General features: G+C 60.7%; 20 protein-coding genes and 1 pseudogene. 15 read left to right on the plus strand and 6 right to left on the minus strand.

Annotated features, from left to right (window positions below; genetic code table 11):
• Window positions 1-20 precede the first annotated feature (20 nt).
• A pseudogene (locus tag HYX42_RS03075) lies at window positions 21-2612 on the plus strand ([protein-PII] uridylyltransferase).
• A 12-nt stretch (window positions 2613-2624) separates the two neighbouring features.
• Here the strand turns inward: HYX42_RS03075 and HYX42_RS03080 are convergent.
• The 6 genes from HYX42_RS03080 to HYX42_RS03105 form a co-directional block, all read right to left on the minus strand.
• On the minus strand, window positions 2625-3356 hold the full coding sequence (locus HYX42_RS03080; RefSeq protein WP_293399415.1) for a methyltransferase domain-containing protein: 732 nt from the start codon (window positions 3354-3356) through the stop codon (window positions 2625-2627).
• Between the two features lie 102 nt (window positions 3357-3458).
• On the minus strand, window positions 3459-3959 hold the full coding sequence (locus HYX42_RS03085; RefSeq protein WP_293399418.1) for a heme-binding protein: 501 nt from the start codon (window positions 3957-3959) through the stop codon (window positions 3459-3461).
• Between the two features lie 77 nt (window positions 3960-4036).
• Complete coding sequence (locus HYX42_RS03090) at window positions 4037-4873, minus strand: SDR family oxidoreductase (protein WP_293399421.1); 837 nt, start codon at window positions 4871-4873, stop codon at window positions 4037-4039.
• 77 nt (window positions 4874-4950) lie between these two features.
• Window positions 4951-6720, minus strand: a complete 1770-nt coding sequence (locus HYX42_RS03095) for a thiamine pyrophosphate-requiring protein (protein ID WP_293399424.1) — start codon at window positions 6718-6720, stop codon at window positions 4951-4953.
• 53 nt (window positions 6721-6773) lie between these two features.
• Window positions 6774-7748 carry a tripartite tricarboxylate transporter substrate binding protein gene (locus HYX42_RS03100; RefSeq protein WP_293399427.1) on the minus strand — a complete coding sequence of 325 codons (975 nt, stop codon included), beginning with the start codon at window positions 7746-7748 and terminating at the stop codon, window positions 6774-6776.
• 46 nt (window positions 7749-7794) lie between these two features.
• On the minus strand, window positions 7795-8775 hold the full coding sequence (locus tag HYX42_RS03105) for a tripartite tricarboxylate transporter substrate binding protein (RefSeq protein WP_293399430.1): 981 nt from the start codon (window positions 8773-8775) through the stop codon (window positions 7795-7797).
• 227 nt (window positions 8776-9002) lie between these two features.
• Between HYX42_RS03105 and HYX42_RS03110 the strand changes: the two genes are divergently transcribed.
• From HYX42_RS03110 to HYX42_RS03175, 14 genes are all read left to right on the plus strand, one after another.
• Window positions 9003-9914, plus strand: a complete 912-nt coding sequence (locus tag HYX42_RS03110) for a LysR family transcriptional regulator (RefSeq protein ID WP_293399433.1) — start codon at window positions 9003-9005, stop codon at window positions 9912-9914.
• 338 nt (window positions 9915-10252) lie between these two features.
• On the plus strand, window positions 10253-11446 hold the full coding sequence (locus HYX42_RS03115; RefSeq protein ID WP_293399436.1) for an NAD(P)/FAD-dependent oxidoreductase: 1194 nt from the start codon (window positions 10253-10255) through the stop codon (window positions 11444-11446).
• Window positions 11443-12354, plus strand: coding sequence for an isocitrate lyase/PEP mutase family protein (locus HYX42_RS03120; RefSeq protein ID WP_293399438.1), 912 nt, complete (start codon window positions 11443-11445; stop codon window positions 12352-12354). The genes HYX42_RS03115 and HYX42_RS03120 overlap by 4 nt, the downstream gene beginning before the upstream one ends.
• The gene (locus HYX42_RS03125; RefSeq protein ID WP_293400012.1) at window positions 12348-12971 is read left to right on the plus strand and encodes an isochorismatase family protein; all 624 of its coding nucleotides are present in this window, start codon (window positions 12348-12350) and stop codon (window positions 12969-12971) included. The genes HYX42_RS03120 and HYX42_RS03125 overlap by 7 nt, the downstream gene beginning before the upstream one ends.
• A 2-nt stretch (window positions 12972-12973) precedes the next feature.
• Window positions 12974-13714, plus strand: a complete 741-nt coding sequence (locus tag HYX42_RS03130; protein ID WP_293399441.1) for a hypothetical protein — start codon at window positions 12974-12976, stop codon at window positions 13712-13714.
• 14 nt (window positions 13715-13728) lie between these two features.
• A complete protein-coding gene (locus HYX42_RS03135) occupies window positions 13729-14616 on the plus strand; it encodes a branched-chain amino acid ABC transporter permease (protein WP_293399444.1) in 888 nt (295 codons plus the stop codon).
• Window positions 14613-15437, plus strand: coding sequence for a branched-chain amino acid ABC transporter permease (locus HYX42_RS03140; RefSeq protein ID WP_293399445.1), 825 nt, complete (start codon window positions 14613-14615; stop codon window positions 15435-15437). Before HYX42_RS03135 ends, HYX42_RS03140 begins: the two co-directional genes overlap by 4 nt.
• Window positions 15434-16207, plus strand: coding sequence for an ABC transporter ATP-binding protein (locus HYX42_RS03145; RefSeq protein WP_293399447.1), 774 nt, complete (start codon window positions 15434-15436; stop codon window positions 16205-16207). The genes HYX42_RS03140 and HYX42_RS03145 overlap by 4 nt, the downstream gene beginning before the upstream one ends.
• Window positions 16204-16926: an ABC transporter ATP-binding protein gene (locus HYX42_RS03150; protein WP_293399448.1), complete on the plus strand. Its 723-nt coding sequence runs from the start codon at window positions 16204-16206 to the stop codon at window positions 16924-16926. The genes HYX42_RS03145 and HYX42_RS03150 overlap by 4 nt, the downstream gene beginning before the upstream one ends.
• Window positions 16927-16962: 36 nt before the next feature.
• Window positions 16963-18162, plus strand: coding sequence for a branched-chain amino acid ABC transporter substrate-binding protein (locus tag HYX42_RS03155; protein ID WP_293399450.1), 1200 nt, complete (start codon window positions 16963-16965; stop codon window positions 18160-18162).
• Between the two features lie 41 nt (window positions 18163-18203).
• Entirely contained in the window at window positions 18204-18947 is a 744-nt protein-coding gene (locus HYX42_RS03160) for an alpha/beta fold hydrolase (protein ID WP_293399453.1), read from the plus strand.
• 29 nt (window positions 18948-18976) lie between these two features.
• The gene (locus HYX42_RS03165; protein ID WP_293399456.1) at window positions 18977-20500 is read left to right on the plus strand and encodes an aldehyde dehydrogenase; all 1524 of its coding nucleotides are present in this window, start codon (window positions 18977-18979) and stop codon (window positions 20498-20500) included.
• Window positions 20497-21291, plus strand: a complete 795-nt coding sequence (locus HYX42_RS03170; RefSeq protein WP_293399459.1) for an SDR family NAD(P)-dependent oxidoreductase — start codon at window positions 20497-20499, stop codon at window positions 21289-21291. Before HYX42_RS03165 ends, HYX42_RS03170 begins: the two co-directional genes overlap by 4 nt.
• Window positions 21292-21306: 15 nt before the next feature.
• Window positions 21307-22191, plus strand: coding sequence for an MBL fold metallo-hydrolase (locus tag HYX42_RS03175; RefSeq protein ID WP_293399461.1), 885 nt, complete (start codon window positions 21307-21309; stop codon window positions 22189-22191).
• The last annotated feature ends 42 nt before the right edge of the window (window positions 22192-22233 follow it).

The following is a 22233-nucleotide window of genomic DNA, read 5'->3' on the forward strand; positions in this document are numbered from 1 at the left end:
CAGGCATCAAACATCAGGCCATGACCGACCTGGCAAAGGTGCGCGAGGACTATCGCGCCGGCAAGACCGCACTGTTTGAGTCCCTGGCCGCCAGCGGCTCGTCAACGCGCGGCATTCACGGCCTGTTGCAAAAGCTTGCGAAACACACCGATGCCACGCTGCAACTGCTCTGGCAGATTGCAGATTTTCCGCCATCGGCCTGCCTCGTGGCTGCCGGCGGTTTTGGCCGCGGTGAGTTGTTCCCCCACTCGGACGTGGACGTTTTGCTGCTGTTGCCGGACGACGCCAGGGTGGAGCAGGACCCTGCGCTCAAGGCCAAAATTGAAAGTTTTATCAGCAGTTGCTGGGACAGCGGCCTTGAAATCGGCTCCAGTGTCCGTACCGTTGCCGACTGCGCCGAAGAAGCGGCCAAGGACGTCACGGTACAGACCTCCCTGCTGGAAGCGCGCCTGATCGCCGGGCAGAAGAAGAATTTCACCCGCCTGTGTAAAAAGCTTGATGCGCTGCTGGACCCCAAGGCCTTTTTTGTCGCCAAGACGCTGGAGATGCGCCAGCGGCACAACAAGTTTGAAAATACGCCCTACTCACTGGAGCCCAATTGCAAGGAGTCCCCGGGTGGCCTGCGCGATTTGCAGGTGGTGCTCTGGGTGGCAAGGGCGGCCGGCCTGGGCAAGTCGTGGGATGAACTGGCGCGCAGCGGGCTGGCCACGGCTTTTGAAGTCCGCCAGATCAAGACCAACGAGGCCCTGCTCAGCCTGATCCGGGCACGTTTGCACGTCATTTCAGGCCGCCGCGAAGACCGGCTGGTGTTTGACCTGCAGACGGCCGTAGCGGAATCGTTCGGGTATTCGGCCGAGGCCGACGATGGCAGCAAGGTGCCGCGCAGGGCCAGCGAGGCGCTGATGAAGCGTTATTACTGGGCGGCCAAGGCAGTGACCCAGCTCAACCAGATCCTGCTGCTCAACATCGAAGAGCGCCTCAACCCAAGCAATTACCCGCCACGCGTCATCAACGAGCGTTTTCTGGACAAGGCCGGCATGCTGGAAGTCGCGAATGACGACCTCTATGTGCGCGAGCCGCACGCGATTCTTGAAACCTTCCTGCTTTTTGAGACCGATGTCGGCATCAAGGGCCTGTCGGCACGCACCCTGCGTGCGCTTTACAACGCGCGCGGCGTGATGACGGCGAAGTTCCGCAATGACCCGGTCAACCGCAACACCTTCAGGCAGATATTGCAGTAGCCCGAAGGCATCACACACGCCATGCGGCTCATGAACCAGACCTCTGTACTGGGCCGCTATTTGTGGATATTCCGCAAGATCGTGGGGCAGATGCAGCACGACCTCTTCCATGTCTACACGGTGGACCAGCACATCCTGATGGTGCTGCGCAATGTGCGGCGCTTCTTCATGGCCGAGCACTCGCATGAATACCCCATGTGTTCGCAGCTTGCCGCCGGCTGGGACAAGCCCTGGATTCTCTACATCGCCGCGCTCTTTCATGACATTGCCAAGGGCCGCGGCGGCGATCATTCCGAGCTCGGCTGCAAGGACGTGCGCACCTTCTGCCGCCAGCACGGCATTGCCACTGAAGACGCCAAACTGGCAGAGTTCCTGGTCGGCGAACACCTGACCATGAGCCGCATCGCGCAGAAGGAAGACCTCAGCGATCCGGAAGTCATCGCCACCTTTGCCAGACGCGTGGGCAACGAGCGTTACCTGACAGCTCTTTACCTGCTGACGGTGGCAGACATTCGCGGCACCAGCCCCAAGGTCTGGAACGCCTGGAAAGGCAAGCTGCTGGAAGACCTGTACCGCTACACCCTGCGCGTGCTGGGTGGCCGCGCACCCGATGCAGATGCAGAAGTCGAGTCACGCAAACGCGAGGCACTGACCACGCTCGCTTTGCATGCAGAGCCGTTTGAGGCGCACAAGGCGCTCTGGGACACGCTGGACGTCAGCTATTTCATGCGCCACGACGCATCCGACATCGCCTGGCACGCACGCCAGCTGTCACGCCATGTGGGCAAGGCCAAAGCCATCGTGCGTGCGCGGCGGTCGTCGGCGGGTGAAGGCATGCAGGTGCTCGTCTACACGCCGGACGCATCGGATCTTTTTGCCCGCATCTGCGGTTACTTTGACCAGGCCGGGTTCAGCATTCTTGATGCCAAGGTGCATACCGCCAAGAACGGTTACGCGCTGGATACCTTCCAGGTGGTCAACCCTGACCTGAGCGACCATTACCGGGAGCTTGCGGCCATGGTTGAGGCTGACCTTGACCGGACCATCGAAACCCCCGGACCACTGCCTCCACCGGGCAAAGGCAGGATTTCACGCCGGGTCAAAAGCTTTCCGATTGCACCGCGCGTGGACCTCAGGCCCGATGAAAAGGCGCAGCGCTGGCTGCTCAGCGTTTCTGCCAGCGACCGTGCGGGCCTGCTCTACCTCATCGCCCGCGTGCTGGCCAAGCACCACATCAACCTGCAACTTGCCAAGGTCACGACGCTGGGCGAGCGGGTGGAAGATACCTTCCTGATTGATGGACCGGAACTGCAGCACAACAAGGCGCAGATCGCCATCGAAACAGAGCTGCTGCAGGCCCTGAACGCCTGACTCCCCGATGCGTCAGGCCACGACGGGCTCCATGCCCGCCTGCTCGGTCTTGACGTAGCGCAGCACCCTGCCCTTATAGGCCCCGCCCTCGGGAAGCACCGTGATGCGCATCTCGGTGTGGACATAACCCAGCACATTCATCTTGCGGGTAAAGCTGGCCCGGTTGCCACGGTCGGGGTCAACGATCAGCACTTCTGCACCGGGGTTGGTGTGCAGGTTGATGAACTGCGACAGGGCCTGCGGCTGGTCCCGGTCATAGAGTACATCGCTGCCGATGATGAGGTCAAATCGTGTGAGCAGGGGGTTATCGCGCGACCAGTTGCCGGTCTGGTACTTCATGGCCGGCAAATGGTTGAGCCTGAGGTTTTCAAGCAGGAAGGCTGCCGTCAACGGGTGGCAGTCGCTGGCGGTGATGTTGCCCCCGCGCCGGTGTATCACAAGGCTGGCCAGCGCCAGGCCGCAACCCAGCTCAAGAATGCGCTTGCCTTCAAGCTCATAGGTTTGCATGACATTCGCCAGCACGTGGCCTGATGGCCAGAGCATGCCAAACAGCGGCCAGGCGGCAGAAGAAATGCCCTGCGCCTCAGCCAGTCCGTCAGGATCATGAAACTGCTGGCGGTCCAGCAGGGAGCGTATCTGCAGGTCAGCGCCGCTGCCACTCACGGTTTCAAACTTCAGTTTGTAAGGCAAGGCCTCCGGGTTGGCCGGAGGAGCCTGCGCTGCGGGCTTTGGCGTGGGTGACATCCGGAAATCCTCCAGCGCATCACACGCCAAGCCAGGCAAAAGAACCTGCTGCAGTGTACGCCCCGGGGTATGACCCGGGGACTTGTACTGCGATAGCTGCCGTCAGCTGCCGAGAGAGGCGGCAATCCTGTCTATGCCCACCTGCGCACAGGCAGCATCCTTTTCGCCGCCCGGTGCACCTGAAATGCCCACCGCGCCGACAAGCTCCTTGTTGCCCGCAAAAATCGGCAGGCCGCCTTCGATGGTGGTGATTTTTTCAAGCTGCATGAAACCGGCCAGATTGGGCTGGACACGCTTGGCCATATCTGCACTCGGGCTGCGTGTCGTGAACGCCGTGTAGGCCTTGCGCAGGCTGTTTTCAACCGTGTGCGGGTTGACGCCGTCATCGCTGAGCACGACGGCCGTGCGTGCATGGCGGTTGAGCACGGTGATGCTGACCTTGTAGCCGTCTGCGCGGCAGCGTTCAAGTGCGGCGGTTGCAAGGGTCATGGCCGAGCTCAGTGAAATGCTGCGCTCGCTGACCAGGCCGGGTGCGGTCTGTGCCATGGCCGTACCTGCAACAAGGCATGCAGCCATCATCAAAATATTCTTTGTCCTGCGCATCCTGTCTCCGATGTTTGAATGGTTATGGAGAGCGCAGTTTAGGGCCGGGCGAGCCCGGCGTCCATGGGACAGGACAATCAGGCCGACAGGAAATGCCCCGGCGTTGAAGCGCCGCGGGCACCTTCCGCAGCAGGCAATGCCTCATCCCACAGGCGGGCGATATAGCGGCTGCCGGTTTTGCCATTTGATGCATCCGAACACAGCCAGCCTATCCCGCGCCGCATGATGGCGGCCGGCAGCAGGTTGCCGTCTGCGCCGCGCTTGTTCTCGCTGGGCGGCAGCAGGTCGGTATCGGCTGCGCCCCCTGGCAGGTAGACGTTGACGTCAACACCCTTGCCCTCAAGGTCCTGCGACCAGACTTTTGACATGGCTTCCATCGCCGCCTTGGAGGGGCCGTAGGGCGAATAGCCCTTGCGCACCATGGTCGGGTCGCTGGTCGAGATATTGATGACCTTGCCGAAACCTTTGGAGATCATGTGCGGCACACAGGCCCGGCTCATGTTGAACACACCGTTAACGTTGGTGCCCATGATGCTGCTCCAGTGCTGCGGCTCTATTTCCCAGAACGGCACGGGTTTGGTGTTGAAGGTTTCACTGATCAGGCGCATGCCCTGCCCTGCGTTGTTGACCAGCACATGCAGCGCACCGAATTTCTCCAGCGTGAATTTCAAAACGCTTTCGCAGGCCGCGAAGTTGCTGACATCGGCGGCAATGCCCAGCACACGCCCTTCGCCGGCAACGGCCTTCGCCATGGCAACGGTTTCGCACATGGCCTCAGACTCTGACGCGCCGGTGACAACCACCCTGGCGCCCAGCGCAGCCAGTTCAAGGGCCATTTCGCGACCCAGGCCGCGTACGCCGCCCGTGATGATGACCACGCGGTCCTGCAGGGACGCATCTTTGGCTTGTGACATGAATGACTTTCAGAAATTGGAAAAATCAAAACGCACGGGCACGGCGAGCAGGATGCCCGGCCATGCGCGTGGTGAACTCAGTATTTGCAGACGACGTTGAGCAGGGCCTGGCGCTTCTCGTGGATGACAGCATGCATGGCCCTTTCCATCGCAGCCTTGAGTTGCGATGGGTCTTCGACACGTTCACCGTAGGCCCCGCTGGCTTCGGCGATTTTTTCGAAAGCCGGTGACGGGCTCAGGTCGGCCAGCAACCTGCAGTCGTTGTTGGCCGATACGCCGTCCCTGTACATCGCAGATGTCGAATTCCGGACCGCGCCATAAAGCTGGTTGTTGTAGATCACGACCAGCACCGGCAAATTCTGGGCGGCAGAAACCCAGTGGCATGCCGTCGGGTTGTCAAAAACATAAGCGCCATCGCCAAGCGTGGCCACCACCAGCTTGTCGGGGCTGGCCAGCTTCACGCCCAGCGCGGCGCCAAGACCCCAGCCGAGCCCGCCTGCAGGGCTTTGCCCGAGGAAACTGCCGCTTTGCTCGCGATCCACGTGCTCCAGCCGCAGGGGATATTCGTTCACCAGGATCGCATCAGGCCCGGCCACGTCAGAGATACACCGGCTTATCTGTTCGGGGGTGATGTGGGCAGCCTGGCTGGCCTTTTCAGCCTGCACCCGCCATCCGTCACGCAAGGCAGTGCGACGTGATGCAATCAGGCTGCGGCGTTCCGCCACAGACGCAGCTTCTGGTGACGTTTCCGGCAGCAATCTGGCCAGTTCCGTTCCCAGCGCCTGAAGCGCCACAGTGGCGTCGGCACGAATGGATATGTCGACAGGAAAGGCCCTGGCCGGGTAGCGCGAAAACGCCGGGTCTTCACCAATGTGCACCACCTTGCAATCGGCCGGCGGATTTTCAAGCGAAGGTATCCAGGGCACATCGCACTCCAGCACGATGACCAGGTCGGCGTCCTGCAAAAACGGCCTGGTCTGAAAGCCCAGGTGCATGTCGTGGCTGGTGGGCAGGCAGACATAGCGGCCATAGAGCGTAATCACGCCAATGGCGTACTGCTGTGTCAGTGCCGACAGGGCGTCAAACCCGGCAGGCGTACGTCCCGATGTCGACGTGATGATGAGCGGACGTTTCGCCTTCGCCACCAGTGCGGCAAGCTCCTGTATCGCTGCCGGTTCGGGCCAGGCCGCACCCGCGACCGCGCGAATACGCCTTGGCTCCGTTACCGCAATCGAAGTACTGACAATTTCACGCGGCAATGACAGGTAGGCCGGGCCGCGCGGCGACGACATCATCAGCTCCATCGCCCGGTCCACCGCGTTGACCGTCTCTGTGGCGATCTTCAGTTCATAGTCCCACTTGACGAACTCGCGCAGCATGCCGGCCTGGTCGAACATCTCCTGTGCCCAGTGGATATTGCGGCTTCGTGAGCCATGCAGGCCGGTCTCGGTGATGGGGGTGCGCCCCGCCATGAGCAGGATGGGGGCGTTGTCGCGGTTGGCATTTGCCGCACCGTTGACAGTGTTGGCCGTGCCCACGTTCACATGGACCATCACGGCCTGTGGGCGACCAGTCACCAGATACACGCCGTGGGCTATGGCGACAGCGGCGTTTTCGTGCGTGACGACAATCGGCTTTGGAATTGATTTTGCGATCTCCGGGTCGGCTTCTGCCATCGAAAACGCTTCGACAATCGCCGGAAAATCAGTCCCGGGGTTGCAGAAAAAATAATCCACGCCGTGAGCCTTGAGCCGTCGCAGCATCACAAGCGCTGCAAGTTCCTGCTTCATGGCACCCGCAGGGGCAAAGGATTTTTGATCGATGGTCAAGGCAGACATGTCACCCATAAATATTCAGTCCAGAAAAAGTTGCCGGCAGCTTTATGCGCTGCCGCAGAGGTTTATTTGATGGAGGCACCAGACAGCCGGATGACTTCGGTCAGGCGCTCGGTGTCCTTCCTGATGCGTGATTCAAACTGGGCAGTGCTGCCGCCCACCACCTCGCCGCCAGCGACACGTATGGTTTCAATGACTGCGGGGTCCTTGAGGGCCCGGCTGGTTTCCTCCTGAAGGCGAACCACGATGTCTTTGGGGGTGCGCGCAGGCACCAGCAAGCCAAACCAGCCCGTCAGTTCGTAGTCGGGAATGCCCAGTGCCTCTGCAACCGTCGGCACGTCAGGCAGCAATGCGGAACGCTTCGCTGATGTCACCGCAAGGGCCTTGAGTTTTCCGGCTTTCACGAATTGCAGCGCGACCGGCAAATTCACAAACCCGACCTGAAGGGTTCCACCGATGTGGTCGGTTGTGGCCTGCGCATTGCCCTGATAAGCAACATGGGTGAATTTGGCGCCGGCTTTCACTGCCAGCAGTTCTGCCGCCAGATGGTTGGAACTGCCTGCGCCAGGACTGCCGTAGTTGAGTTTTCCGGGCTCCTTTTTGGCAAGGTCAACCAGTTCCCTTATCGATTTCACTGGAATGGAGGGATGCACGGTGACAACGTTGACGAGCTCGGCAACTTCAATAACGGGCGTCAGGTCCTTTGACGGACTGAATGGCATGCTGGCATACAGGGCAGGATTCGCGGCAAGCGGCAGGCCATTGATGAGGATGGTGTAGCCGTCCGGCGCGGCCTTGGCCACAAAGTCACTGCCTATGTTGGTGCCAGCGCCCGGTTTGTACTCAACAATCACCGGCTGCCCGAGCGACTCCTGGAGCTTGATGGCGATGGCACGCGCAAAAATATCGCCAGTGCCGCCCGGCGTCGCCGCCACGATGATCTTGATGGGCCTGGCGGGATAAGACTGCGCCACTGCCAGGCCTGGCAGCGTTGTCGCCAGCAACGAAGCTGCGGCGGAAAGCAGAAAATGACGACGCATCTGGGTTCCTGTGAGGATGGGAGGCAAAAAAAATTGATCGGCAGTGTTACTTGGCCGAACCCACACCGCCGGTGAATTTGATGACCTCGGTCAGGCGATCACTGTCCTTCTTGATGCGTGCATCGAATTGCGCAGCGGTACCGCCAACCACGTCACCGCCGGCCACCTTGATGATCTCTATCAACGCGGGATCCTTCAATGCCTTGGCAGTTTCTTCCTGCAGGCGGGCGATGATGTCGGGTGGCGTTTTGGCGGGTGCAAGCAGGCCGAACCAGCCATTGAGCTCATAATCGGGAATGCCAAGTGCTTCAGCAACTGTCGGCACATCAGGCAGCAGCGGCGATCGCTTGGCCGATGTCACTGCCAGCGCCTTCAGCTTGCCAGCCTTCACGAACTGCAGGGCCACCGGCAGATTGACAAACCCGACCTGCAAGGTGCCGCCGATGTGATCCGTCGTGGCCTGTGCATTGCCCTGGTAAGCCACATGCGTCACCTTGGCGCCGGTCTTCATGGCCAGCAGTTCTGCAGACAGGTAGCCGGAACTGCCCACGCCAGGCGTGCCGTAATTCATCTTGCCCGGATCTTTCTTCATCAGGGCGACCAGTTCCTTGAGGTTGTTCACCGGAATGCTGGGGTGTACCGTCACGACGTTCATCAGTGATGCCACTTCGGTAATGGCGGCCAGGTCCTTTGTGGGGCTGAATGGCAGGCTGGAATACAGCACCGGGTTGACCGACAGGGTGATGCCGTTGATCAGCAGGGTGTAGCCATCAGGCGCTGACTTGGCAACATAGTCGGTGCCGATATTGGTGGATGCGCCTGGCTTGTATTCAACCAGTACAGGTTTACCGAGCGACTCCTGCAGTTTGAGCGCGATGGCGCGGGCAAATATGTCTGAGGTTCCGCCGGGTGTTGCAGGAACGATGATACGGATCGGCTTGGTGGGGTAAGCCTGGGCAAGCGCCAGCTGGGGAACAAGCGACACACCGCAGACGGCAGCAAGGGCGATCAAGAAATTACGACGCATAACGACTCCTGTAGAACAAAAAAATGTCTTCAGCAAATAGCACTTAACGTGCCTGAGCACCCGGGCTGTACTGCAGGGAGCAGCTTTTGAGGCATCCCTACAGAGGAGAAATGCCGCGTGCAATCTGCATCGCAACTGCGCCCCGACTGAAGCCGATTGTGCGTGGCATCGGTATTTCTTTAAAATGATATTATTTTCTTATTCCATACTATTGAGGATATATCAAAATGGAGTGGACACAACGCCTGCGCATGCGCCAGCTTTACCTGCTGGTCGCCCTGTACGAAACCCGCAATGTCAGCCACACGGCGACGCAGATGGGTGTGACGCAGCCGGGCCTCTCCAAGTGGCTCAGTGAGCTTGAAGAAGACCTCAACGTCAAGCTCTTCAAGCGCAACTCGCGCGGCCTCACGCCCACCGAGTTCTGCACAGCCCTGGTGTCGCACGCAAAGGCCATCATTGGCGAGCTGGACCGTACGCAAGCCACGATACGTTTGATGTCCATAGGCGCCTCCGGCAACCTTGTTGTGGGTACGACGCCTACTGTGGCCACCGGGCTGGTGCCCAAGGCGGCAGGCTATTTCCGCAAGCGCTTTCCCGACGCCTACCTCAACATCATTGAAAACCGCCTTGATGCGCTGCTGCCGCAACTTGAAGAAGGCCGGGTAGACCTGGTTATTACGCGCACTGACCAGGCCAGGCTGGACGCCGGCGTTCGCTGCGACATCCTTCACCCTGAGCAGATTCGGGTGGTCGTGGGCGCAAACCATCCACTGGCCAAAAAACGCAAGGTCGACTGGCCCGATGTGCTGCGTTACCCCTGGATCATCCCGCCCAAGGTCAGCCCATTGCGGCGTGAGCTTGAGCATGAACTGGCGCTGGCAGGCCAGCCGTCGCCGCGCTACCGTGTAGAGACGGGTTCGACCCTGGTCATCGTCACCAAGCTGCAGGACGGCGATCTTGTGGCGCCCATGTCGGCCAGACTCATGCATTATTTCCAGGGCCTGAAGCAGGTCGTGCCCCTGCCATTGCCCTACCTGCGCGAGGGCAGCGTTGGCGTCATTCGCCGCCGCGAGGCCACTGAATCACCCATGCTCAAGGCCTTTATGGACGGCTTGCGCATGCATGCCGCGGGCTGAAACTCCTCAAGTGCACTGCGCGCAGCGCCGTAAAAATCGGGGTTTCGCGGGTTTTCAGGCCGCGCACCACAGACGCGCCGCTTCCGCCAAATCTGCACCCCGCCTGTGCTTTTTTAGGCGATCAGGGCCTGTAACGGCTTGGTGAGACTGTCGATTTCGCACCAATCTGCAGAATCGGTGCGTCCCGCATGGTTTCCTGAGCCCATGCAAGCCGGTCAGCTATCACACAAATCGTATGTCCGAATAGTTTTCAGATATGACGCCGGTTTTTACACCTTGTGCAAACACCTGTTTCTGGCGAATCATTCGTCTCTTATTTACTTCGAAAAATCGACAACATGTCATCCCACGTACTGATTGCCGGCGCTGGCCCGGTGGGGCTGGTGAGTGCACTGACACTGGCGACTGCCGGTATCGCCGTGACGGTTTTCGAGCGCAACACCACCGCGCCTGAAGACCTGCGCGCCTCGACCTTCCACCCGCCCACACTGGACATGCTGGCGCGCTTTGGCCTCACAGAGGAACTGGTGTCGCAAGGACTGGTAGCACGCTATACCCAGCAGCGTGACCGCAAGGAAGGCCTGGTCGCCGAATTTGACATGGCCCTGCTGGAGGGCGAAACAAAGCACCCCTTCCGCCTGCAATGCGAGCAATGGAAACTCAACAAACTGCTGATCGACCGCATCGCCAAATTTCCGCACGCCAAAATCATGCTGGGCGCAGAGTTGCAGACCGTGTCGCAGGACGACAGCCATGTCGAAGTCACCGTCAAAACGCCGGACGGTATCGAAACCTTCAGTGGCGACTACCTCATAGGCGCTGACGGCGCGTGGAGCGCCGTGCGGCAATCCCTGGGCATAGAGTTCGAAGGCTTCACCTATCCCGAGCGCTTCCTCGTCGTATCGACCGACTTCGAGTTCGCGGAGCACTTTCCCAAGCTGTCATATGTGAACTATGTGTCCGATCCGCAGGAATGGTGTGTTCTGCTGCGCGTCCCCACGCTCTGGCGCGTGCTCTTCCCGACGCGTCCGGAAGAGTCCGATGAAGAAGTCATGACGGACGAATCCATTCAGGCGCGCCTGCAAAACCTTCTGCCCAAGGGCTCGCCCTACCCCACCGTGCATCGCACCCTCTACAAGGTGCACCAGCGCGTGGCAAAGGAATTCCGTCGCGGCCGGGTGATCCTCGCCGGCGACGCCGCCCACATCAACAACCCGCTGGGCGGCATGGGCATGAACGGCGGTGTGCAGGACGCGTTCAATCTGTCAGACAAACTCGTCGAGATACTGGTGTCAGGTGCTTCGCCTGCGCTGCTGGACCGTTATGAGCGCCAGCGCCGTGCGGTGGCGATTGAATACATCAATGCCAACACGGCACGCAACAAAAAAACGATTGAGGAGCGCGACCCCGAGGCGCGCCGCAAAACCCAGGACGAGTTGCGCGCCATCGCAGCAGATCCGGCAGCCGCGAAGGACTACCTTCGTAAAACTTCCATGATTGATGCGCTGGAGCGCGCGGAGTCCATTACATGAAACAGGGTCTCAGTACCAAAACCGGCACGCAAAAACGTGCAGATCTCAAGGCACGCTTTACCAAAGGCAATCTTGTCGTCGCCCCCGGCGTATTTGAGATGGTTTCGGCCAAGATTGCCGACCAGATGGGTTTTGAGGCCCTGTACATGACGGGCTACGGCACCGTCGCCTCCTACATGGGCCTGCCTGACGCAGGTCTGGCCAGCTACACCGACATGGTCAACCGCGTCACCCAGTACGTCAGCATCACCGACACCCCCATGATCTGCGACGGCGACACGGGTTACGGCGGTCTGCTCAATGTCATGCACACGGTTCGCGGTTACGAAACCGCAGGCGCCTGCGCCATCCAGCTTGAAGACCAGGAGTTCCCCAAAAAATGCGGCCACATGCTGGGCCGCCGCGTGGTGCCCACTGAAGACATGGTCGCCAAGATCAGGGTAGCGGCAGAAACCCGGACTGACAAGAACTTCCAGATCATCGCGCGCACCGACGCCCGCACCGTGCACGGCCTGGATGAAGCCCTGCGCCGCATGGAGAAATATGCCCGCGCCGGCGCCGACATCCTCTTTATCGAAAGCCCCGAATCCATTGAAGAAATGGAAACCATAGGCAAGGCCTTTGACCTGCCGCTGGTGGCCAACATGGTTGAAACCGGCCGCACCCCGGTGCTGACCAAAGAAGAGCTGCAGCGTATCGGTTTTGGCCTGGTGATCTTCCCGTCGGCAGCCTTCCTCTCGGCAGGTGCCGCCTTCAAGAATGTCTACAGCCACATCAAGGCCACCGGCTCCAGCGCCAACATCAAGCAGGAACTCCATGACTTCCAGGACTTCTCCAAACTGATGGGCTTTGACTGGGTGGCCGACTTCGACAAGCAGCATGCCGTCGGCGAAGAGGCCATATCTTGAGCAAGGAAGACATCTACCGCAAGCAGAACATGGGCAATGCCTCAGGCATTGGTGCACGTTGCGGGCTCATTCTGGTCGACTTCGTCAATGGTTTTGTTGATGAAGCCCAGTTTGGCGGCCCGCATATCGCTGCCGCTGTTGAGGCCACAGTGCCCCTGCTGGCAGCCTTCCGCAAGGCAGGCCTGCCCGTTGTCCACACCCGCGTGGTCTTTGCCGATGACGGCGCCAACAAGAACGTCTTCTGCATGAAGGTGCCGCCCCTGCTGACGCTGACCGAAGACGCGCCAGGCTCGCAAATCGTGCCCCAGCTCACGCCGATTGTCGGCGAATGGGTGCTGCGCAAGGTCTCGGCTTCGGCCTTTTTCTCGACCGGCCTGTCTGAATGGCTGCACCTGCGCGGCGTTGATACCGCTGTCGTGGTGGGCTGCACCACAAGCGGCTGCGTGCGTGCCACGGTGGTTGACGCCATGCAGTTCAACTTCCGCACCGTGGTGATCGAAGATTGCGTGGGTGACCGCGCCCTTGAGCCACACGAGGCCAACCTGTTTGACATGCGGCAGAAATACGCAGACGTGATGCCGCGCGACACCTTCCTTCAACTACTTTCGAAAGCCTGAGCATGGACCACCTTGGTTACCGCATGAAGTTCGGGGCCCTCGGCCCCTCAACCAACACCATCGTCCAGCCGGACTTTGACGACATGCGGCCGGTTGGCGTGACCAACCACTACAGCCGAATCATCATTCCCAACGATCCGGTCAACACCGATGAAGAGTTCCTGCAACTGGTGCACAACATTCAGGAAAACACGCTGCAGGCGCTCGACGTGCTCAAAAGCTGCGAGATGCAGTACCTGGTGATGGGCATGTCGGCAGCCACCTTCTGGGACGGCCGCAAGGGTGCCGAGAAATATCTCGACATGATGCGTGACCGGGCTGGTGTGGGCGTCTCGTGCGGATCGTTCGCGACCGAAGCCGCGCTGAACACCTACAAGGCCAAACGCATTGCTTTTGTGTCACCCTACTTCCCTGTCGCTAACGACCAGGTCAGGCGCTTCTACCAGGACTGCGGTTTTACGGTCGTTCGTGACATCTGCCTGCGCCGTCCAAGCCCGGTGCAAATCGCCCACACGACGGATGAGATGTGCCGCGATGCGCTCAAGCAACTCGACGGCGACGATGTTGACGCCATCGTGCAGGTCGGCACCAACCTGTCCATGGTGCGTTTTGCAGCCGCTGCGGAATGGGTCCTCGGCAAACCGGTGATCGCCATCAACACGGCGACCTACTGGCACGCGCTGCGCGCCTGCGGCATCAACGACAAGCTCCAGGGCTTCGGCAAACTGCTGTCCCACTACTGATTGGTATTGCCCAGATGCTTGCAGGTCAAATCATCAACGGCCTGATGGTGGGTGGGCTGTACGCCCTGGTGGCCGTTGGCTTCACCCTCATCGTCGGGGTTCTTCACCGCATCAACTTCGCGCATACCGAGGTGTTCATGGTTGGCGGCTTCGCCGGTCTGGTGATTGCGCAGGCCGTGCCATCCATTCCCCTGGCGATGGCCGGGGCGTTTGTGATCGGCGGCATTTTCGGCATCATCGTGGAGCGCATCAGCTTTCGCAACCTCGACTCCGAAGAGGCCTCCATCACCGCAGCCCTGTCGTCCATGGCTGTCGGCCTTCTGATGCTTGACCTGGTTCACCACATCTGGGGTTCAGAGCCCCTGTCCTTTCCCCTGGTCAATGCACTGGGCTCGGGCAGCTTTGAGGTATTTGGCGTGCGCTTTGTGCCGGTTCAGGGGCTGGTTCTGGCGCTGACTCTGGTGCTTGTGCTGGTGCTGTACTTTGTGATCGAAAAAACCCATACAGGCCGCAATATCCGCGCGGTATCCGACAACGCCACGGCTGCAGCCCTGCTCGGCATCCCGGTCAAGTTTGTGGGCCAGCAGGTTTTCTTCATCACCTCTGCACTCGCGGCCCTGACGGGCCTGCTGTTCGCGCTGCGCGTCGGCACTGTCAACTCCGACATCGGAATGACGTTTGCACTCAAGGCACTGGCCGTCACCGCCATTGGCGGCATGGGTAATTTGTGGGGCGCCGTGGTCGGCGGTCTGCTGGTAGGGCTGCTGGAGGCCATGGCCGTGCAGTTTGGTTTCGGCCCGCTGGCTGATCTCATCGTCTGGGGTTTCATGATCATTGTCCTGCTTGTACGCCCGCAAGGGCTGTTTGGCAGCGTCTTCCATGGTGCGGGGGCGCGGGCATGAGTTCGGATCTATTGTTCTTCACTGCCGTCAATATTTTGATGGCATGGAGCGTCTACATCGCCCTGTCTGCCGGCGCGCTCACCTTTGGCGCCAGCGCCTTTATGGCTGTTGGCTGTTATGTTGCCGGCGTTCTGACCGTCAAGGCTGGCTTGCCCCTCATACCTGCCTGCCTGTTGGGCGCCGCAGTATCTGGCGTCCTGGGTTTCGCGTTTGGCTTCCCCGCGCTGCGCGTGCGCGGCATCTACCTGATCCTGACCACCATAGGCATTGCCATGTCCATGGTGGTGATTCTTGAAAACATCGATTTTGTGGGCGGCACGGTCGGTCTGGGCGGCATGTCCGGCGCAACCGTCTGGCATGGTGCAGGCGCCGTGCTGGTCGTCGGCGCGGCCTTGTGGTGGGTATCAAGGTCGCCGTTGCAGCGTGTGCTCGATGCCGTGCGCGAAGACGACGAAGTGGCGGCTTCGCTGGGAATGAACGTGGTTTTCGTCAAGCTGACGGCCTTTGCGATTGGTTCGGCGGTCGCCGGTTTTGCAGGTGGTCTTTACGGCCACTACCTTACCTTTGTGCGGCCAGACACCTTCAATGTGCTGATCTCCATTTATGCGGTGATGTTTGTGATTCTGGGCGGCACCAACAACTTCTGGGGTGCAGCACTTGGCGCAGCCATCATGACCATATTGCCCGAACAGGTGACCTTCATGCGCGAATGGCGCCCCAGCGTGTTTGCACTGACCATCATCGTCCTGCTGCTGTTCCGCCCGCAGGGCCTGATCACCAGACGCTTCCTGACCATCAGGCTTGCAAGGAAAGCGTCATGAGCGAACCACTGCTGATTGCGAAAGGACTGTCGAAGTCTTTTGGCGGCCTCAAGGCTCTCTCGGATGTATCGCTGACGGTTGAGCGCGGCGAAATTCTGGGCATCGTCGGGCCCAATGGCGCCGGCAAGTCGGTGCTGATCAACCTCATCACCAAGTTTTACGCGCCCACCTCGGGAACACTGCAGTTTGCAGGCGAAGACGCCACCTCCCTCTCGCGGCTGCAGATGGCACGTACAGGGGTGGCCAGAACCTTCCAGAACATACGCCTGTTCAAGCGCATGACCGTGCTTGAGAACGTGCTGGTTGCCGACCCGGAAACAAGCGCGTCGCCCTTTCGCAGCGCCGTCTTTCGCAAAAGCAGGCTGGACCGGGCCATCGCCCTGCTGGACCTGATGCGCCTGACCGATCTGGCCGACCAGGTGGCGGGCAGCCTGCCCTACGGCGCCGCACGCCGCCTCGAAATTGCCCGCGCACTCGCCACAGGCCCCAGGCTGCTGCTGCTCGACGAACCGGCCGCCGGCATGAATGAAGAAGAAACCGCAGCGCTGGTGGAAGACATTGGCAAGGCACGGCAGCGTGTCGAAGGCATCCTGCTGGTTGAGCATGACATGTCGCTGATACGCGCGCTCTCCAGCCGCCTTGTGGCGCTGATTGCAGGCATGAAGGTTGCCGAAGGCAGCGTTGATACAGTGCTGTCTGACCCGCAGGTGATTGAGGCCTATCTGGGGCCGGACGATGATGCAGCTGCACCAGAAAGGATGGCCGCATGAGCGCCCTGCTTTCCGTCCAGAACCTGGAAGTCAACTACGGCGCCATACGCGCACTGCGCGGTGTCACGCTCAACGTCCAGCCCGGTGAAACCGTCGCCGTCATCGGCGCCAACGGTGCAGGCAAGTCAACCCTGATGCGTACGCTTTCAGGTCTGCTGCGACCGACCGCAGGCAGCGCCGTATTTGGCGACATGGACCTGTCCAAAGCGGCGCCCCACGTCATTGCCAAAGGCGGCCTGCTGCACATCCCCGAAGGCCGCGGCACCCTGGGCCGCCTGACGGTGGCAGAGAACCTGCGCATCGCCTTTGACCGCGACCCGGCAGCCACAGCCGGCGAGTCGTTTGAAGATGCCTGCGAACGTGTCTTTGCACGCTTTCCCCGATTGAAAGAGCGCCTCAAGCAGGCTGCAGGCAGCATGTCTGGTGGCGAGCAACAGCAGCTCGCCATGGCGCGCCCCTTGCTGGCAAAGCCAAAGCTGCTGATGCTTGATGAACCCTCGCTGGGCCTGTCGCCCGTCATGGTGTCTACCGTGTTTTCAGTGCTGCGAGAACTGCGTGACGCCGGCATGACCATCCTCATCGTTGAACAGAACGCACGTGCTGCGCTCAAGCTTTCACACCGTGCCTATGTGCTCAAGCAGGGCCGCATGGTGCATGAAGGTGAATCAGCCAGCCTGCTGGCCGACAACTCGGTTCTCTCCCACTATCTCGGCGCCTGATTTTTCCCTTCTTTCACCCAACTCAAGGAGCTTTGCATGTCACTCAAGTTTTCACGCCGTCTGGCTGTATCAGTCATCAGCCTGGCCATCGCGGGCGCTGCTTTTGCACAGGCAAAGCCACCCATCAAGATCGTGCACACCGCGCCGCTCTCGGGCCAGCTGGGCTCGGTCGGCAAGCTGCAGGCCATCGCGGTGGATATCGCGGTGGAAGACATCAACAAGTCCGGCGGCATCAACGGCAGCATGATCGAAATCGTGCGTTACGACGACCAGCTCCGCCCGGACCAGGGAGTGCTGCGCGTGCGTGAAGCCCATGGTGCAGGCGCACTCGCCGTGCTCGGCCCCATGTCGTCCACCCAGTGGGAAACAGCCCGCGCCACGATCAACCAGCTGAAGATTCCTGCGGTCAACATGAACGCCAACAAGCCCGGCATTGGTGGCCGCCCTTACGGCACGCGCCTCAATACGCCTGACGATGTGGCACTGCCACAGGGTTTTGCAGAGTTCGCCAAGCTCTTCCCCAAGGCCAAGCGCGTGGTCATCATGGCCGACGTTCGCGAGGCTGCCGGCAAATCTGCTGCTGAAGAATGGACCAAGCTCGCCAAATCCAAAGGCCTTGAAGTCGTGGGCACACTGGAGTTCACGTCCGGCCAGACCGACTTCTCGCCCGTTGCCATCAAGCTGAAAGACCTGAAGCCTGACATGGTCCTCGCATCCATACTGTCGGGCGATGCCGGCAAGCTGGCCCGTGAACTGCAGATCCAGGACGTGCAGGCCCCCATCCTTTGCAGCCCGCTGATTTACCCCGGCGTGTTTCCGCAAACCGTTGTGAAGACCGTCGGCGCGCAGGCCAAACAGTGGTTTACCGTGGGCCAGGCATCGAATGATTACGCCTCGGGCGATCTGGTGGCCTACAAGAAGTTTGTAGACCGCTATGTGGCCGCCATCGCCAAGGATGCAGCCCTGAACCAGTTCCAGCCGCCCAACGTGTCCAACACCAGCCTGGGTTATGACGCCGTGTACCTGGTCGCCCTGTCTGCCCGCAAGGCCGGCATTGATGGCAGCACGCCCATCGACTCGGCGCGCGACAAGCTGCGTGACGCCATCAACGCCCAGAAAACATTCCGCGGCGTGAATGAAATCGTGTTCGATGCCAATGGCGACGGCGCGGAAAAGGTAGGCGCACTGCAGGTTGACCCGGCCACGTCCACCTGGAAGTTCCTGACCGCCAAATAAGGCCAGGGCAAAGCCATCCGATGCCGGACACTACTAAACCCATGACCTTCGTGCTGCTGCACGGTTCATGGCATGGCGCGTGGTGCTGGCAACGGGTGGCAGACCGTCTGCGTTCACAAGGTCACAGGGTCACCACGCCCAACCAGACCGGCGTGGGCGAGCGCAGCCACCTGATCTCTGCCGACATCACGCTGGACACCTTTGTGGAAGACATCGTCAACCACATCGCCCATGAAGAGCTCGACGACATCATTTTCGTGGGCCACAGCTTTGGTGGCATTCCCATGACGGGGGTGGCTGACCGCATACCTGAACGCATACGCCACCTGGTGTACCTCGACAGCCTGATTCTCCAGCCGGGCAAAACGCTTTTTTCGACCTACCCGCCGCATGTGGTGGAAGAGCGCAAAAAGCAGGCGCTCGCAACGCCGGGTGGCCTGGGTTTGCCGGCGCCCCCCGCCACTTTTTTCGGCATGAAGGCCGGCACAGACGATGAAGCCTGGGTGCAACGCCGCCTGACGCCGCAACCTCTCAGCCTTTACAGCAGCCCTTTGAGCCTCAACAACCCCATAGGCAACGGCCTGCCGCGCACCTATATTTATTGCACAGACCCCGCCATCGCGCTGGCAGAGCCCATGCGCCAATGGGTGCGTGACCAGGGCGACTGGGGCTGGCGCGAGATCGCCACCGGCCACAACGCCATGATCACCGCCCCGGCGCAACTGACGGCCATGCTGCTGAGCATCGCGCGACAAGCTGCCCCCAGAACCATCACCACACACTGACTTCAACGCATTCACCACGAGCAAGCACCATGATTGACGACAACATGCAGCGCACCGGCGCCATCGCAGACTTCCTGAGCCGCCCCCAGGCGAGCTTTATCAACGGCAGGTTCGTAGCTACGGGCAGCCAGCACCATGTGCCGGTGTTTGACCCGGCCAGCGGCGAGCAGCTCGGCGACTTGCTGGAGGCCGATGCGGCCGAGGTTGACCTGGCTGCACGCACGGCACGCGAAGCCTTTGACGATGGCCGCTGGTCAGGCCTGACGGTTGAAAGCCGTCAGAACGCGCTGATGAAGATTCACGACGCCATCATTGCCGGGCAATCGGAGCTGTCTGAAATTGAAAGTGCCACAACCGGCATACCGCTGGCGCAGATCAAGGGTTTTTACATTCCCCGCTCGGCTTACAACTTCAAGTTTTTTGCCGAGTTCATCGGCCAGGTGGGTGGCGACCTGTACACGCAGGAGCCGGGTTATGTGACCAGCGTTTTCCGCGAGCCGGTCGGTGTGGCCGGCCTGCTCGGCCCGTGGAATGCGCCCGTCACGCTGTGCTCGATGAAGATTGCCGCCGCCATCGCCTTCGGCAACACCTGCGTGGTGAAACCATCAGAAATTGCCGCAGCGGGCATGCAGCGTTTTATGGAGATCGTGAACAGCACCGGCCTGCCACCCGGTGTGGTCAACCTCGTCAATGGCCGCGGCCCCGTCACTGGCACGGCGCTGGTCGAGCACCCGGACATCAACGTCGTCTCGTTCACGGGCGGCACGACCACGGGCCGCGCCATCCTCTCGTCTGCGGCCAAGGGCCTGAAAGCCTGCACCATGGAACTGGGCGGCAAGTCGGCCAGCATCATCTGTGCCGACGCCGACCTTGAGCGCGCACTCGACGCCGCCCTGCTTGGCATTTACGGCGGCAATGGCCAGCAATGCCTGGCCGGTTCGCGCATCCTGATTGAGCGTTCGATTGCCGACAAATTCATTGCGGCATTTGTAGCGCGCGTCAAAAACATCAGGATCGGCCACCCCTCGCAGATGTCCAGCGAGATGGGGCCACTGGCTTCCAAAGCGCATATGGAGCGTGTGCTTTCGTACGCCGAAGTAGCCAAAGCCGATGGCGCAGAGATTCTCACCGGCGGCAAGCGTGTCGAATCCATGGGCAAGGGTTACTACATTGAGCCAACCGTCGTACGCGCGCCCAACAATGCCGCCCGCATTTGCCAGGAAGAAATCTTTGGCCCGTTCGCCACCTTTGTGACCTTCGACACCTTTGAAGAAGCCATAGGTATCGCCAATGACAGCACCTTTGGCCTGGTCGCCTATGTGTGGACCAGCAATCTCGACAAGGCCAACCTGGCCATGCGCAAGCTGCGCACGGGCACAGTCTGGGTCAACACCCCTGTGGTGCGCGACCTGCGTTCGGCTTTTGGTGGCTACCGCGAGTCGGGCATTGGCCGCGAAGGCGGCAAGGGCTGCATGTCGCTGTACACCGAAGAAAAGACCACCATGGTCGCCATCGAGAAGATGCCCATACGCCGCCTTGGAGCTTCTGCATGAGCATGGGTATGGATCTCTCACGCCTGCCACCACCTGCCGGCATGCGCCTGGCCATCGTCGGCGGTTGCGGCGGCATAGGCACGCGGCTGGTCGAAGCCTCACTGGCTGCCGGCATGCAGGTCGCCAACCTGGACCTGGCTGTCTCCATGCTCAAGCGCCCCGCCCTGCCCGGCGAATGGCAGATTGCCTGCGATGCGTCAAAGTCTGTTGATATTGAAAACGGCTTTGCGGAGATCGCAGCGAAATGGGGTGCCCTCGATGGCCTCGTGCACCTGGCAGGCTTCACACCGCCCCCATCGGCCATGCGCGACACCAGCGAACAAAGCTGGGACGAAGTCATGAACGTCAACACGCGCGGCGCCTTTCTCAGCGTGCGCGCCGCTCTGCCCCTGCTCGACAAGGGCAAGGACGCGGCCATCGTTCTCACATCTTCAGGCCTCTCGGTGTCTGCCGACAAGGGCGTAGGCCCCTACGCCGCAGCCAAGGCCGCCATCAACGCCATGACACGTAACCTGGCCAAAGAAAACGCGCCCGGTATTCGCGTGAACGCTGTCGCACCCGGCCCGATTGAGACCGCCTTCCTCTCAGGTGGCACCGGCCGCGGCGGAGACGTGGACAACAAGGACGGCTGGTTTGCCGCAGGCCGCAAGGCCATTGAAGCGACCATTCCGCAAGGCCGTGTCGGCCAGCCCGATGATGTGGTCGGGCCCATATTGTTTCTGCTGGGCCAGGCCTCGCGCTACATGACCGGGCAGATTCTTTACATCAACGGCGGCAGGTTGATGTTCTAGGCCTGAAGCAACGCGATGCAGACACAGAAAATCGGCCAGTTCAAGGTAGACATGGTGCTGGAGAGCGAAGGCTCTTTCTCGCCGCTTGATTTTGTGGTGCCGGGCATCACGGCCGAACAGATAGCGGCGCATTCCGACTGGCTGAAACCGGTTTTTGTGACCGATGACAACCGCGTCAACATGAGCTTTCACAGCTATGTGCTGCAAACGCCCAAGCACAACATACTGATAGACGCCTGCGCCGGCAACGACAAGGAACGCCCCCTCAGGCCGCCCTGGCACCGCCAGCAGTTCACCTACCTGCAGAACATGGCCAAACTGGGCCTGCAGCCAAACGATATCGACTTCGTCTGCTGTACCCACATGCACGCTGACCACGTCGGCTGGAACACCCGCCTGCACAACGGCCAATGGGTGCCCACCTTTCCCAGGGCGCGGTATGTGTTTGCCAATGCCGAATACAGCCACTGGGAAAAAGTACACCGTCATGCAGTCGCGCATGGGCTTGATGCACCCAACCACGGCTCATTTGCCGACAGCGTGTTGCCCGTGGTCGATGCGGGTCTGGCCATGATGGTCGACTCGGGCTTTGAATTCGAGGCCGGCATACAGCTGCAGCTGGCGCCCGGTCATACCCCCGGCAACTGCCTGCTTGACGCGCGCAGCAACGGCGAGCACGGCGTGTTTGCGGGCGACATTCTCCATACCCCCGCGCAATTGATAGACCTGTCGCTGTCATCGCGCTTCTGCCATGACCCGGTGCTTGCGGCCCAGACCCGGTCTGAGCTTGTGCACCAGCTGGCTGATACATCCACCCTGCTGTTCACCGGGCATTTCCCATCCCCTACAGCTGGGCGCATCATCAGCAAAAACGACCATTTCAGGTTTGAAAACAATTAAACGCCGCCGCCCACTGCGCGGCCACCCCACCAGAAAGAGACA

It is taken from the genome of Polaromonas sp., from assembly GCF_016185115.1.
Lineage (GTDB): Bacteria > Pseudomonadota > Gammaproteobacteria > Burkholderiales > Burkholderiaceae_C > Polaromonas.

Excerpts from the sequence above, each read along its gene's own strand:
- HYX42_RS03080 (WP_293399415.1), bottom strand. The coding sequence starts at position 3,356 with ATGTCACCCACGCCAAAGCCCGCAGCGCAGGCTCCTCCGGCCAACCCG.
- HYX42_RS03085 (WP_293399418.1), bottom strand. The coding sequence starts at position 3,959 with ATGCGCAGGACAAAGAATATTTTGATGATGGCTGCATGCCTTGTTGCA.
- HYX42_RS03090 (WP_293399421.1), bottom strand. The coding sequence starts at position 4,873 with ATGTCACAAGCCAAAGATGCGTCCCTGCAGGACCGCGTGGTCATCATC.
- HYX42_RS03095 (WP_293399424.1), bottom strand. The coding sequence starts at position 6,720 with ATGGGTGACATGTCTGCCTTGACCATCGATCAAAAATCCTTTGCCCCT.
- HYX42_RS03100 (WP_293399427.1), bottom strand. The coding sequence starts at position 7,748 with ATGCGTCGTCATTTTCTGCTTTCCGCCGCAGCTTCGTTGCTGGCGACA.
- HYX42_RS03105 (WP_293399430.1), bottom strand. The coding sequence starts at position 8,775 with ATGCGTCGTAATTTCTTGATCGCCCTTGCTGCCGTCTGCGGTGTGTCG.
- HYX42_RS03110 (WP_293399433.1), top strand. The coding sequence starts at position 9,003 with ATGGAGTGGACACAACGCCTGCGCATGCGCCAGCTTTACCTGCTGGTC.
- HYX42_RS03115 (WP_293399436.1), top strand. The coding sequence starts at position 10,253 with ATGTCATCCCACGTACTGATTGCCGGCGCTGGCCCGGTGGGGCTGGTG.
- HYX42_RS03120 (WP_293399438.1), top strand. The coding sequence starts at position 11,443 with ATGAAACAGGGTCTCAGTACCAAAACCGGCACGCAAAAACGTGCAGAT.
- HYX42_RS03130 (WP_293399441.1), top strand. The coding sequence starts at position 12,974 with ATGGACCACCTTGGTTACCGCATGAAGTTCGGGGCCCTCGGCCCCTCA.
- HYX42_RS03135 (WP_293399444.1), top strand. The coding sequence starts at position 13,729 with ATGCTTGCAGGTCAAATCATCAACGGCCTGATGGTGGGTGGGCTGTAC.
- HYX42_RS03140 (WP_293399445.1), top strand. The coding sequence starts at position 14,613 with ATGAGTTCGGATCTATTGTTCTTCACTGCCGTCAATATTTTGATGGCA.
- HYX42_RS03145 (WP_293399447.1), top strand. The coding sequence starts at position 15,434 with ATGAGCGAACCACTGCTGATTGCGAAAGGACTGTCGAAGTCTTTTGGC.
- HYX42_RS03150 (WP_293399448.1), top strand. The coding sequence starts at position 16,204 with ATGAGCGCCCTGCTTTCCGTCCAGAACCTGGAAGTCAACTACGGCGCC.
- HYX42_RS03155 (WP_293399450.1), top strand. The coding sequence starts at position 16,963 with ATGTCACTCAAGTTTTCACGCCGTCTGGCTGTATCAGTCATCAGCCTG.
- HYX42_RS03160 (WP_293399453.1), top strand. The coding sequence starts at position 18,204 with ATGACCTTCGTGCTGCTGCACGGTTCATGGCATGGCGCGTGGTGCTGG.
- HYX42_RS03165 (WP_293399456.1), top strand. The coding sequence starts at position 18,977 with ATGATTGACGACAACATGCAGCGCACCGGCGCCATCGCAGACTTCCTG.
- HYX42_RS03170 (WP_293399459.1), top strand. The coding sequence starts at position 20,497 with ATGAGCATGGGTATGGATCTCTCACGCCTGCCACCACCTGCCGGCATG.
- HYX42_RS03175 (WP_293399461.1), top strand. The coding sequence starts at position 21,307 with ATGCAGACACAGAAAATCGGCCAGTTCAAGGTAGACATGGTGCTGGAG.